This is a genomic window from Paenibacillus sp. OAS669 (genome assembly GCF_014873645.1).
GTDB classification, from domain to species: Bacteria; Bacillota; Bacilli; order Paenibacillales; family NBRC-103111; genus Paenibacillus_S; species Paenibacillus_S vulneris.
In genome coordinates this window covers 136,278-149,992 of record NZ_JADBDR010000009.1, presented here as the reverse complement: position 1 = coordinate 149,992, position 13,715 = coordinate 136,278, and the positions used below count along the sequence as shown (strand labels likewise).

The window sequence follows — 13,715 nt, the reverse complement described above, 5'->3', positions numbered from 1 at the left end:
GTTGGAAACCCGGACTAAAGTTCATACGATTTTTATGATGGTAGGCTCAACAGAATGCGGCAAAACGACCTTCGCCAAGGAGGTGCTGATTCCCGGTCTCCGTTTGGAGGACGAAGGAAGCGGGTTAAAGACCAACGTCCAATACATTTCCTCGGACAGCACCCGGCAGGAAGTGCTCGGCTATGAGTACGATAAATATGATCAGGTGATGCTGGAGGCCAGCGAGCAGGCTTTCCATCTGTTATTCGAAAAAGTAAAAATGGCAGCCAGCTTCCCCATTCATGCCGAGTTCATTGTTCTGGACACGACCGGCTTGGCAGAAGACTTTCGAGAGAAGGTACGCAAGATTGCACATGAGCAAAACTACAATCTGGAAGTCATCTTATTCGATTATCGGAAAAGAGAAGATTATTACGCTTCGGAACGGTCGAAGAGGCTTATTACGAATCATATTAACCGGCTGCGTAAAGAAGTGCTCGGCTCCTTGGCTAGAGAAGGCTATTCCAAAATTCACAAGGTGCGCAGCAAAGACTTCTACTTGCCGGAAGAGGGTAGCGCAAATCCGGATTACCAAGTGATCGTAGAGGATTGGGGCGAATATGCCTCGACGGCGCTTCCGCAGGATCAGAAATATATTATCGTGGGCGACGTCCATGAATGCATTCAGGACCTGAAGGGCCTGCTTCTGGACCACGGTTTTCAAATCGACGGCAATAAGCTGGTTGCTGCAGAAAAAGTGCGGAATACGAAGGTGATTCTGCTCGGCGACTGGATCGATAAAGGCAATCAAACCAGAGAAACGGTACAGTTTCTGTATGAGAACCGGGAGCATTTTCTTTTTGTCATGGGCAACCATGAGAATTTCGTCTACAAGTATTTGCAGGGAGAAATCAGCGGGGCGGATCAGGAGCTGCTGCACAGCTACTTCACGTCGGTTCAGGCCCTGCAGAGCGATGCGGCACTGCTCGAAAAGTTCAATTATCTCGTAAGCTTATCGAAGCCTTTCTACCGGATGGTGGGAATGAGCGGTCCATCCTTCTATGTAACCCATGCGCCTTGCCGCAACAAATATATAGGGAAGCTGGACCCGAATTCGATGCGTCATCAGCGCAATTTCCGGCTGGATCGCAGCGCTCCGGCAGAGGAGCAGCTTTCCTTCTTGCAGGAAGAGGCGGTAAGAAACCATCCGTATCATATTTTTGGGCATATTGCCGCCAAGCAGTCCTTCCGTATCAAAAATAAGCTGCACTTGGATACCGGGGCCGTTCACGGCAACGCCCTGACGTCGGTGAGCATATCGTTCAAGCCATTCCTGAAAGCACGCAAGGCAGCGCAAGCCGTCATTCAGGAGGAGCTGAAGGTTCTGTTTCGTGAAGAGCGCAAAATTTCGATTCAAGATCTGGAAGAGGATGAAGTGCGCCGCCTGCATTACAGCACCCGTCATAAGGTGAACTTTATCTCCGGTACGATGTCTCCTGCAGATAAGGATGAGGCCGTCAATGAGCTGGAATCGTTAAAAAGCGGCTTGAACTATTTCAAAGAACGGGGCGTTCAGCAGGTGGTGCTCCAGCCTAAATATATGGGCTCCCGATGCAATATTTATTTGCATAAGGACATCGATCAATGCTTTGCGGTAAGCCGCAACGGCTATAAAATCAATCGAATCGACTTGACCGGGATTTACGCCAAGCTGCTGAACAAGTTCGGTTCGTATATGGAGCAGCACCAAATCTCCATGCTTTTGCTGGACGGCGAGCTTATGCCCTGGTCGGCGATAGGCGAAGGCTTGATTCAAAAGCAGTTCAAGCCTATCGAGAAGGCGCTGGAAGGCGAGCTTGAATTTTTGAAGCAGAACGGATTTGATGAGGCTTTTGACAAGCTGGTTGAGCAGTACCGCGGCAGCGGGTTCGAGCAGGACCAATTCCGCATGCCCAAGACCGAATTAAGCGATAAATATGGCAGCCATATTTATCAAAATTACAAAGACCTCCGTCAAATCATAGACACTCATGTTCCGGTCGAGGAGCATTGGAAGGCCTATGAAACGTACAAAAGGCAGCTGGAGCTTTATGCCGAGGACGGAGAGGCGGAGTATAAACCGTTTGCTTTGTTAAAAATCGTTTATGACAACGGGGAAGAGCAGCTTCCCGATTGGAATACATCGGAGATGTACCGGTTCTTGTCGGATGATGAGCTTGTGCTGCTTGATCTGTCCGATCCACAAAGCTATGAAATAGCGGAAGGGTTCTTTGCCAAGCTAACTGTCGATAACCATATGGAGGGTGTCGTCATCAAGCCGGAAGTGCAGGACGGTATAGCCGCTCCGTATATGAAGGTGCGCAATCCTGAATATTTGTCCATCATTTACGGGTATGATTACCGTTTCCCTCATAAATACAGCAAGCTGATGAAGCAAAAGAGCATTGCTCCGAAGCTGCGTACTTCAATGAATGAATACCGCCTGGGCCAGGCGCTGCTGGCGGTTAAATTCGATGAGATTTCCCCGAATCATGAGACGTACAAGGAAATTGCGGCGAGCCTGCTGTTCGAGGTAGCGAAGGAAAAAGAGATGGACCCTAGGCTGTAAAGCATTAGAGGCCGGTCAGGAAAGGAATCCTGATCGGCTTTTTTTAAAATAGTCCTGAACGGTCTGCTTTCCAAAATAATGGGAAATTTACACGACCCAAATCATGGATTTGGCCGGGTTGTTGAAAAACCCATTCATATAGAAAAATGCGAAAGGTGGTAGGTGGGGTATCCCTTGCTTACGAAGTAAGTTTTCCTTTGGAAAACTCTTAAGCGCCCGCCTTTGTTCTCGGAAAATATCCACTGTAAAGCGATATATAATCAAAATTTTTCCGGGAACAACAGCGGCCGGAAGGGGATACCCCACCGGGGTGCCGATGCTAATTTTCAAGCGTTATAGGTTTTTCAACAGACTCCCCAAATCATGGATTTGGCTTATTTCACATAAAATATTTACCGATGGTGCAATATTCGGTATTATGAAATAGAGTCATTTGAAAGGGTTTACAATGGCAGAGATGAGTGTAAGCAAACTCGGGAGAAGGTGGGCTGCCTTTGAAGGAATGGGACATGGCTATTGGGCAGCTTATGGAGAAGCACCGGATCGCAGGCTTGGCGGCTTCGGTCGTCCGTGAAGGCCGGATGCTTTGGAGCGGCGGTTACGGGTGGGCGAATCTGGAGCATAAAATTCCGGTGACGAGCCGAACGATATTCCGCATCGCTTCCATCACCAAGACGGTTGTGGCGACGGCCTTTATGCAGCTTGTGGAGCGGGGCTTGTCCGATATCGATCAGGATGTCGGAGCCGTTCTCGGCATTCCGCTGCGGAATCCGCGCTATCCGGAGCTGTCAGTGACGTTCCGCCATTTGATGACACATACCTCCGGCTTGCAGGACGAATACGCCCGGTTCGTCGCGGATTCCCGTAGCGCAAATCCTCCGACGCTAACGCTAGCGGATCTTGTTCTGGAAGGCGGGGCTTATTACACAGATCGGCTGTGGGGTACAGGAAGACCGGGTGATCCGGACAGCTTCGAGTATTCCAATCTGGGAGCGGTCCTGTTGGCGGCGGCGGTGGAGAAGCTGTCGAACGAACGATTTGATCTGTACTGCCGCAAGCATCTATTCGAGCCCTTGCAGATGAAGGATACGAGCTTTAACATAAGCGATTTTGCACAGAAGATGGACAACATTGCCGTCCTCTATGAATATGGCGGGGAAGAGGACAAGCACCATGTCGGCGCCGATGATTTTGGCGGCAAACAACCGGTTCCTGTTGATTACAGCAGCTATGTGCCGGGAACGAATGGAGCTTTGTTCAGCCCGCAAGGCGGACTTCGCACGACGGTGGACGACCTTACCCTGTTTTTGCTGGCTCATGCCAATGACGGCAGCTTGCAGGGGACAAGGGTGGTGCAGCCGGAGACGGCGAAGCTCATGCATACGGCGCAATGGACAGGACATCGTCAAGAAGGCTTTTTCAGGCACAGCGGGCTTCAGTTTCATAGAACGAACGAGCTGGTACCGGGACAATGGCTAGTTGGCCATGCCGGCGATGCTTACGGGCTGCTCAGCGACATGTACTTCCACGAGCAGGAGCGGTGGGGCTTCGTCATGATCTTGAATGGAGCGCGCCGCGACAAAGGCGCAGCTTATTTCCGGGCAGAGGAAGAGCTGGCAGGGCTGCTGGTCGAAGCTTTCCTGAAATAGCAATCGAAGAGCTCGTCTCCACAGCCAAAGGTTGGTTATTTACAACATGTTAATGTGATGTTAGACTATATTACATCATTAGCTTTTGCAGCCTCCGGCGGTCGCAGGAAGAGCCCCTTCCTGACATCCCGTACGGAAAATGGGCGGAGGGTTAATAAGGAGATGGTCTTGATTGCAGTACGATAAAGATACGATCTATATTGTCGGTGACGCCCAGGTGCCGCTGAATAACCCGATTACTCAGCAGTTCAGCGCCTTCTTCATAGGGCTGGTCGTCGATACGACGAACCATAAAATTATCGATGCCGGGTGCTCCTCCACGATCCCGTTAACCTCGGACTTCGTAAGGTCCATCTTCATCGGTCATCATATGCTGAATTTGGATCCGGTAGCCGAAGAAATACGACGGCGCTATCACGGCTCTTCCCAGAAGGCATTGATTGTCGCCTACAAAGACGCGCAAAAAAAATATAAATTAGCACTTAACGGCCGGGAAGAGTCAGGATACCTGCCTTCCGGCACAGTGTAGGCTGCTTTATTTATCCGTATGGCAACATACCCGTAAATAAAACCCAGCAGACGGATATCAGGATGTGTTCCTGATGCTGTTTGCTGGGTTTTTTCAACTATAAAACCAATGGAGGGCAATCGGATGAAACTGTATATTTCCATCGATATGGAAGGAATAACGGGGCTGGTGGATGCTACCTTCGTAGATTCCAGGCAGTATAACTACACCCGCGGCCAGCATAGGATGACGGAAGAGGCCAATCATGTCATTAGCGCCGCCTTCGAGCAGGGATGCAAGGAAGTCGTCGTTAACGACAGCCATTCCAAAATGAACAATTTGCTTATTGAGAAGCTGCATCCGGAAGCACAGCTGATTATGGGCGATGTGAAGCCATATTCTATGGTGCAGGGTCTGGACTCCTCCTATGCGGGTGCAGCGTTCCTGGGCTATCATTCGAGGGCCGGCAGACCGGGGGTGCTCAGCCATACGATGATTTTCGGCGTGCGCAATATGTTCCTTAACGGGCGGGAAGTCGGAGAGCTGGGCTTGAATGCGTTCGTGGCCGGTTATTACGGGGTCCCGGTACTGCTGGTAGCGGGGGATGATGAGACGGCTCTAGAGGCGGAGGAGCTCATTCCCGGGGTAACAACCGCGGTCGTCAAGAAGCGGGTCTCACGGACGGCGGCCGTCTGCCTGACACTGGAAAAGAGCGGGCAGCTGCTGATGGAAAAGACGAAGGAAGCGCTGGCCAACCGGGATAAGGTCCAACCGCTTCAACCGCCGGAGCAGCCCGTGCTTTCGATAGAGTTCGCTAATTACGGCCAGGCGGAATGGGCCCACCTGATGCTGGGTACGACCATAGATTCGAATAGTCCTGTTGTGACGTTTCAAGCGAAGCACATGCTGGAGGCTTATCAGGCCATGATTGTCATGACCGAGCTGGCCATGAAAACGACATTTTGTTAAAAAGCGGGTGATAGCATGGCGCAATACGTGGTTCGCCGATTTATATCCATGATGGTCACACTGTGGCTCATCATAACGGTTACGTTTTTTCTGATGCATGCCGTTCCCGGTTCTCCTTTTGAAAAGGACGGGAGAAACTCGAATCCGACTGCCGTGCAAAATCTGATGGAATTTTACAACCTAGACAAGCCGGTGTCGGTTCAGTACCTCATGTATTTGAAATCGCTGCTGACACTGGATCTTGGGCCATCGATCGGGCATTTTCCCGATACGGTCAACTCGATGATCGAGCGAGGCTTTCCGGTTTCCTTACAGCTCGGTCTTGTATCCATTCTCTTTGCCATTCTATGCGGCGTTGCTCTGGGGACGGTGGCCGCGCTGCGGCATAACCGGATGATTGATTATATGGCGATGGTGTTCGCTGTCATCGGGATTGCGGTGCCTAACTTTATTGTAGCGACGCTACTGATCAAGTACGTGGCAGTGGAATGGAAGCTGCTGCCGGTAGCCACATGGGGAAGCTGGAAGCATGTTATCCTTCCTGCGCTTGCGCTTTCAACCGGTCCGCTGGCGATTATTGCAAGGCTGACGCGGGCCAACATGCTGGAGGTGCTCACGGCCGATTATATCGAAACGGCAAGGGCGAAGGGACTTTCCCCTGTGACAATCGTCCTCAAGCATGCGCTGCGCAATGCGATTTTGCCGGTTGTTACGCTGTTAGGCGCTTTGGTCGCTAATGTGCTGACCGGAAGCTTTGTCATCGAGAAAATATTCGCGATTCCCGGAATGGGCAAATATTTCGTCGACGGCATCAATAACCGTGACTATTCGCTGATCATGGGCACGACGGTTTTCTACAGCGCTCTGCTCGTGTTCATGATGTTCCTGGTGGATGTCGCCTACGGACTGATCGATCCCCGCATCAAGCTGCACAGGAAGGAGGGATAACGATGAGTGTTCCCGATTCATTATTTGTCCCTAAGAACCAGACGTTGGGGGCGTCGGAAGCCATCGTAAGGCCAAGATTGTCGTTCTGGCAGGAGGCTTGGCTCCGGCTGCTCCGCAATAAGCTGGCGATGCTGGGACTCATCATCATTGCGGCGGTTGCTTTGCTTGCGGTGTTCGGTCCACTGCTGACGGAGCATAGCTACTCCAAGCAGTCGCTGCTGGATGCGAACCAGAAGCCCTCGGCCGAGCATTGGTTCGGTACCGATGAGCTCGGGCGGGACGTATACGCCAGAATCCTGTATGGCGCCCGAATCTCCCTCTTTATCGGGCTGATGGCCGCTCTGATCGACCTGATCATCGGCATGGTCTACGGAGGCATTGCCGGTTATTTGGGCGGCCGGGCCGACAACATCATGATGCGGTTTGTCGACCTGCTGTATGGAGTTCCGTACCTGCTGATCGTGATTCTGCTGATGGTCGTCATGGGACCGGGCCTCTTGACGATTATCGTGGCCTTGAGCGCTACCGGCTGGACCGGCATGGCGCGAATCGTGCGCGGACAGGTGCTTACGCTGAAAACCTCGGAGTATGTATTGGCGGCCAGAACGCTCGGCGGCAGCGCCGGGTACATTATCCGCAAGCATTTGCTGCCCAACGCGATTGGCGTCATTATCGTGCAGGTGACCTTCTCGGTCCCGTCGGCCATCTTCGCGGAAGCCTTCTTGAGCTTCCTGGGGCTAGGCATTCAGCCGCCGCTGGCAAGCTGGGGCGTGATGGCGAATGACGCGCTGCCGACGATTTTATCCGGTCACTGGTGGCGGTTGTTTTATCCGGCGTTCTTTATTTCGATCACGATGCTAGCCTTTAACCTGGTAGGCGACGGCCTGCAGGACGCAATGAATCCGAAGCAGAGGAGGTAAGGCAGATGCCCGCAAAGGACAGTTCAACGATGCGATTGGAAGTGGACAATTTGCATGTCTCCTTCACGACCCATGGAGGCGAGGTGAAGGCGGTACGCGGCGTCAGCTTCAAGCTCGGGCAGGGAGAGACCCTGGCCATCGTAGGGGAATCCGGCTGCGGCAAGAGCGTTACGGCCCGCAGCGTGATGCGTCTGCTTCCCGAGCAGACCTCGAGGATTACCCGGGGCAGCATCCGCTTCGAGGGCAAGGAGCTGACGAAGCTCACGGAGAAGCAGCTGCGCGAGCTGAGAGGCGCCAAAATCGCAATGATTTTTCAAGACGCCATGACCGCGCTGAATCCGACGATCTCAATCGGAGAGCAGATCATGGAAGGGGTGATCCGCCATCGGAAGCTTCCGCGTGCGGAGGCGCGCAAGCTGGCGGTGGAGATGCTCGGCCTTGTCGGCATCTCGCATCCCGAGATGCGGATGAAGCAGTACCTGCACGAATTCAGCGGCGGAATGAGACAGCGGATGATGATTGCCATAGCGGCGGTATGCAATCCGTCCATCCTGATTGCCGATGAGCCGACGACAGCGCTCGATGTCACGATTCAGGCGCAAATTATCGAGCTGTTTCAAATGCTTCAGAAGAAAACCGGGGTGTCGATCATCATCATCACGCATGACCTCGGGGTCGTCGCCAAAATCGCCGACCGGGTAGCCGTCATGTATGCAGGGCAAATCGTGGAGAGCGGCACGGTGCATGAGCTGTTCCACAACCCGCAGCATCCGTATACGAAGGGGCTGCTCGCTTCCATGCCGCGACTGGATACGGACCGTACGCAGCCGCTGACGCCGATCCCGGGTACGCCTCCGGATTTGTTCGCTCCTCCTCGGGGCTGTGCGTTCACCGCCCGCTGCCCCTATGCGATGGAAGTATGCGAGCTGCATCCGCCGGCGCAGACGAACATCTCTCATGGCCATTCAGCGGCCTGCTGGCTGCAGGATCCGCGGGCCCGGAAGCTTTTTCCGCCGACGGGCGATATCAAGAAGGCTCTATAGGCCGGCTGCGCCGGCTTTTAGATAAATAAACGATGTAGAAGAAGGGGAGAAGTGCTTATGAAAAAAGTATCCGCATTGCTCGTCAGCTGCGCCCTGTTATTCGGCACGGCCCTCGCCGGCTGTACCAAGGATGAAGGCTCCGGGGTCAAATCGGAAAGCGGCAAAGAAGCCAAGGCCAAAATTTTGACTTATAACAACCTGAAGGAACCGACATCCCTGGATCCGCCGATCGGCTTCGACCAAGCGTCCTATGACATCGTCAACAATGCGTTCGAAGGCTTGACGCGTCTTGGCAAGAACCATTCGCCGGAGCCGGCTATGGCCAAGGAATGGAAGGTCGCCCCGGACGGTAAGAAATATACGTTTACCCTGAGAGACGGCATCAAATGGACGAATGGGGAGCCGGTGAAGGCCGCAGACTTCGAATATGCGTGGAAGCGGCTGCTAGATCCTAAGACAGCCTCGGACGCAGCATTTCTCGCTTACCCCATCGAGGGGGCAGAGGCTTACAACTCCGGTAAGGGTACTGCCGACGGCGTTAAGGTGAAGGCCGTTGATGATAAAACCCTCGAGGTGACTCTAGCTTATCCAGCCTCATGGCTGCTCGGCATGGTGGCGAGCCCGGCATTTTTCCCTGTGAATAAGGGTGCGGTGGATAAGAGCGCGAAATGGGCGGGCGAAGCATCGACTATTGTAAGCAATGGGCCGTTCAAGATTGCCGAATGGAAGCATGACAGCGAGCTGAAGCTCGTGAAAAACGATCAATATTGGGACGCAGCCAACGTCAAGCTGGACGGCGTAACCTACAAAATGATTAACGATTCCAATACGGCCTACCAGCTTTTCACGACGGGTGAGATACTTGTGTCTAATACGACGGGAGCGATTCCGGCGGATCTAAGCGACAAATTGTTCGCAGAAAACAAGGTGAAGGTCGAGGATGGCGCGGGGCAGGCGTTCTATCGTTTCAATACGAAGATGGCGCCGTTTAACAACGTGAACATCCGCAAAGCGTTCGTAGCGGCTGTAGATAGACAGAAGCTGGTGGATCTTGTGCTCAAGCAAAAGCAGAAGCCGGCCGATGGTTACGTATCACCGGGACTGAAGGATCCTGCCGGCGGGGATTTCCGCAAGGTCGGCGGCAGCCTGATCAAGTTCGATGCTGCGGAAGCGAAGAAGCTGTTGGAAAAAGGCATGCAGGAAGCGGGCTATAAGACACTGCCGGAGGTGACGCTGACTTACAACACGAACGATGTCAGCCAAAGAATCGCGCAGGCGCTCCAAGCGATGTTCAAAGACAATCTGGGCGTCGATATCAAGCTGGCTAATAAAGAAGGCAAAGTATTGACGGATGAACAGAAGAAGCTGCAGCTTCAATTCTCCCGTTCTTCGTTCCTTCCGGATTTTGCCGATCCGATCAACTTCCTGGACGGCTTCCAATCGACGAACGCCTTCAGCCGGACCGGATGGGTTAACGCTTCTTATGATAAATTGATCAAGGACGCATATAATGAACCGGATGAAGCTAAACGCTTCAAAATGATGCACGATGCGGAGAAGATTTTGATGGATGAAGCACCTATCTTGCCGCTGTATTTCTACAACAATGCTTATCTGCAAAGCGACAAGGTGGACGGTGTCGTCAGACACGCCTTCGGCTTCATCGACTTTAAGTGGGCGGATATCAAATAACCGCCGGATTCATTCGGAATAACGGCATGAAGGTGCTGAATCATTCGGGAAACTTGGTTTTGCGAGAACTATGCTGCATTTGGAGGTGGGGTATGCCTCGGAGGAGTTTACGTCCGCCTTTGAAACCCGTGAATATACCGCTAAATCTAATCAAAAATTTACGGGTTTCAACAGCTAAGGGCTTTGCATAGCAAAGCCTGCTTCGGAAGCTTGGCTGAAGGGGCATACCCCACCGGAATATATTACCAATAGTTCAAGCTTCGTAGGTTTCTCAGCAGACATTAGCGCCTTCCAAGGCAGGAGGAAAGCATATGATGAGGCTAGTCAAACCGTCCCGTCTCCTTCCAGGCGATACCGTAGGCATTACGGCTCCGGCAAGCTGGGGAGACAGGGAACAGATTCGCGCGGCATCCGCCTGTCTGGAGCAGTTGGGGCTTCAAGTCAGATTGGGCGATACACTGTCCGGACAGCATGGCTACCTTGCAGGAACGGATGATGAGCGAGCTCGGGAATTGAACGGGATGTTTGCCGACCCGGGGATCAAGGCAATTATTTGCGCCCGAGGGGGCTATGGTACAGGCAGAATCGCCGATCAGCTGGACTACGATCTTATCCGGGCCAATCCGAAAATATTTTGGGGCTACAGCGATATTACTTTTTTGCATACGGCGATCTTGAAGAAGGCTGGGCTGGTTACGTTCCATGGCCCGATGATGATTGATTTGGAAAAGGACAGCGACCCGCTTACGGTTCAGAACTACGAAACGATGCTGCGTCCATCCGTCCTGCGGTATACCGAAGACATATCCCAGCTGCAGGTGCTAGTGGATGGAGAAGCTGGCGGGCAGTTGGTCGGCGGCAACCTGACGCTTCTGACGAGCACGCTGGGGACGCCTTATGAGCTGGATACGAAAGGGCGGCTCCTGTTTATCGAGGATATTGATGAAGAGCCGTACCGCGTGGACCGGATGCTGAATCAGCTGAGGCTGGCTGGCAAATTCGCCGATGCCGCCGGCATTTTAATCTGTGATTTTAACAATTGTGTTCCGAACAAGCGCAAGCAATCGCTTTCTTTGGAGCAGGTGATTGAGGATCATGTCGTATCTGCCGGCAAGCCTACGATGGCTGGCTTCAAGATCGGTCATTGTTCTCCGAATATAGCCGTGCCTCACGGTATAGAAGCTAGAATGAGCACGCAGCAGAAGGTGCTGGAATGTATAGAACCCGGTGTTGAGACATAAGGAGGCAGCGTTTATGAACATAAAAAGCATTGAAGTGATGAGGCAGTCAACTCCGCTGAAAAAGCCATTCAAGACTGCCCTGCGCACGGTATATAACGCAGAATCGATTCTTGTGCGGATTCAGACTGATGACGGCAGAACCGGATGGGGGGAGGCTCCTGCGACTATCGTCATTACGGGAGACAGCTTGGACAGCATCCATTCCGCTATCGCCCATACGTTTACTCCTCTTTTACTTGGCCGGAGCTTGCTCGCTTATGAGCAAATTCTGCAGACGATCCATCAGTCGATGGTCGGCAGCAGCAGCGCCAAAGCGGCCGTCGATATGGCCGTATATGATTTGGTCGCGCAGTACTGCGGCCTTCCTTTGTACCAGTTTCTTGGAGGCTATAAGGATCAGCTGGAGACGGATTTCACCGTTAGCGTCAACTCGCCCAAGGAGATGGGGGAGGATGCCGTCCGCTATGTGAAGGAAGGCTTCAATGTGCTGAAGATTAAAGTAGGCAAGGATGATATTCAACAGGATATCGAGCGGATCAAGGAAATCCGCAGCTGCGTCGGCAGCGGTATCCGCATCCGTATTGACGCGAACCAGGGCTGGCAGGTGAAGGATGCCGTCCGTTCCATCCGCCGTATGGAGGACATGGGGCTGGATATTGAGCTGGTGGAGCAGCCTGTCAAGGCGCATGATATCGAAGGGCTCAAGGCGGTTACCGATGCGGTGGAAACGCCGGTGATGGCGGATGAAAGCGTGTTTTCCCCTGCGCAGGCATTTGAAGTGCTGAAGCGCCGTGCTGCCGATATGATCAATATTAAGCTGATGAAATCCGGCGGCATCTACAAGGCTCAGCTCATTAACCAAATCGCCGAGGAATTCGGCGTAGAGTGCATGGTCGGCAGCATGATTGAATCCCGTGTGGCCGTTACCGCTGCGGCGCATTTGGCGGCAAGCAAAAAAAATATTACCCGATTCGATTTCGACTCCCCTCTTATGATGCTGAACGATATTGTAGACGGCGGCGTTCAGTATGACGGCAGAAGGATGACATTCCCTAACGAAGCGGGTCTTGGCATACGTAATGTAGCCTATACGCAAAGCGTAGGGGTGGGATCATGAGCACGAGCATGGAACGGATGGTTGTCGCGGTCTCCGTTGCCACGGTGTGGACGAATCCTCAATCCTCGCGTTCACTGGATGCGCCTGCCTTACAGCAGCCTGCAGCTATAAGATCGTGGTTAGAGAATATGACGTTGGAGGATCGTCTGGATTTATACAGCAGCAACCGGATCCAAACCCAAGCTGTATACGGCACGCCCGTATTAGCTGTCGAGGAGCAAGGGGACTGGGTGAAAGTGCTTATTCCCCAGCAAGGGACCCGCAAGGAGGCGTGGGGTTATCCTGGATGGATTCCCCGCTGCCAATTAGTGTCCGAATCTACTGAGCTGGCGAGCAGCAAGAGAGCGGAGGTTATCACCAATACCGCTTGGCTCTACCTGACTCCGGCTGAGCCGCTCATTGAATTAAGCTTCTTGTCGTCGCTCCCTGTACTTGAAGCTGCCGATCCTTGGATCAAGGTACATATTCCGGGGGCGGAAGGCATCGGGTATGTAAAAGCGGAAGAAGTACGCTTGATCGACGGCTTCCTAAGCCCTAAACCAGCCTCGGGCCATATCGGGCAGTTCATTTTGGATAGGGCGATGCAGTTCGTGGATTTGCCTTATTTATGGGGCGGCATGTCAGCCTTTGGCTATGACTGCTCCGGGTTCGCTCACTCGATGCACCGCTATGCGGGAATATCGATTCCGAGGGACGCCTCGGATCAGGTTAATTACGGTACCTCTATTGAGAAGGACCGGTTGGAGCCGGGAGACTTGCTGTTTTTCGCTTACGAGGAAGGCAAGGGAGCCGTTCATCATGTCGGAATCTATGCAGGCGGCGGACGAATGATTCATTCTCCCGAGACGATAAAAAGTATAGAAGTGGTCGAGCTGAGCAGCTATAAGCTGATCAAAGAGCACTGCATGTCCAGGCGTTATTGGGAATAGTACGGACTATGAGAAGAGCCTGAAGCGAAGAGCTTCGGGTTCTTTTTAGGCATCCCGCCTAAATTTTTTCGATTTATGTAATGTTGTTTTAAAACATTCATGGCCTATATTC

Annotated in this window: 11 protein-coding genes; all 11 read left to right on the top strand. The window is 52.7% G+C overall.

Translation table 11 applies throughout. The annotated features are described in order from the left end of the window. The first annotated feature begins 1 nt into the window (after position 1). The 11 genes from GGC63_RS20475 (at position 2) to GGC63_RS20425 (ending at position 13,603) form a co-directional block, all read left to right on the top strand. Complete coding sequence (locus GGC63_RS20475) at positions 2–2,587, top strand: metallophosphoesterase (RefSeq protein WP_192703878.1); 2,586 nt, start codon at positions 2–4, stop codon at positions 2,585–2,587. Positions 2,588–3,081: 494 nt separating this feature from the next. Continuing rightward, a complete protein-coding gene (locus GGC63_RS20470) occupies positions 3,082–4,236 on the top strand; it encodes a serine hydrolase domain-containing protein (RefSeq protein WP_192703877.1) in 1,155 nt (384 codons plus the stop codon). 172 nt (positions 4,237–4,408) lie between these two features. Next, entirely contained in the window at positions 4,409–4,765 is a 357-nt protein-coding gene (locus GGC63_RS20465; RefSeq protein ID WP_192703876.1) for a DUF3870 domain-containing protein, read from the top strand. A 123-nt stretch (positions 4,766–4,888) separates the two neighbouring features. Continuing rightward, on the top strand, positions 4,889–5,713 hold the full coding sequence (locus tag GGC63_RS20460; RefSeq protein WP_192703875.1) for a M55 family metallopeptidase: 825 nt from the start codon (positions 4,889–4,891) through the stop codon (positions 5,711–5,713). A 15-nt stretch (positions 5,714–5,728) separates the two neighbouring features. Then, entirely contained in the window at positions 5,729–6,661 is a 933-nt protein-coding gene (locus GGC63_RS20455; protein ID WP_192703874.1) for an ABC transporter permease, read from the top strand. Between the two features lie 2 nt (positions 6,662–6,663). Then, positions 6,664–7,581, top strand: a complete 918-nt coding sequence (locus GGC63_RS20450; RefSeq protein ID WP_192703873.1) for an ABC transporter permease — start codon at positions 6,664–6,666, stop codon at positions 7,579–7,581. A gap of 5 nt (positions 7,582–7,586) precedes the next feature. After that, positions 7,587–8,624, top strand: a complete 1,038-nt coding sequence (locus GGC63_RS20445; RefSeq protein WP_192703872.1) for an ABC transporter ATP-binding protein — start codon at positions 7,587–7,589, stop codon at positions 8,622–8,624. A gap of 57 nt (positions 8,625–8,681) precedes the next feature. Further along, positions 8,682–10,316, top strand: a complete 1,635-nt coding sequence (locus GGC63_RS20440) for a peptide ABC transporter substrate-binding protein (protein WP_192703871.1) — start codon at positions 8,682–8,684, stop codon at positions 10,314–10,316. Positions 10,317–10,627: 311 nt separating this feature from the next. Further along, positions 10,628–11,557: a S66 peptidase family protein gene (locus GGC63_RS20435; protein WP_192703870.1), complete on the top strand. Its 930-nt coding sequence runs from the start codon at positions 10,628–10,630 to the stop codon at positions 11,555–11,557. A 13-nt stretch (positions 11,558–11,570) separates the two neighbouring features. Then, entirely contained in the window at positions 11,571–12,674 is a 1,104-nt protein-coding gene (locus tag GGC63_RS20430) for a dipeptide epimerase (RefSeq protein WP_192703869.1), read from the top strand. Continuing rightward, on the top strand, positions 12,671–13,603 hold the full coding sequence (locus tag GGC63_RS20425; protein ID WP_225948357.1) for a C40 family peptidase: 933 nt from the start codon (positions 12,671–12,673) through the stop codon (positions 13,601–13,603). Before GGC63_RS20430 ends, GGC63_RS20425 begins: the two co-directional genes overlap by 4 nt. Positions 13,604–13,715 lie beyond the last annotated feature (112 nt).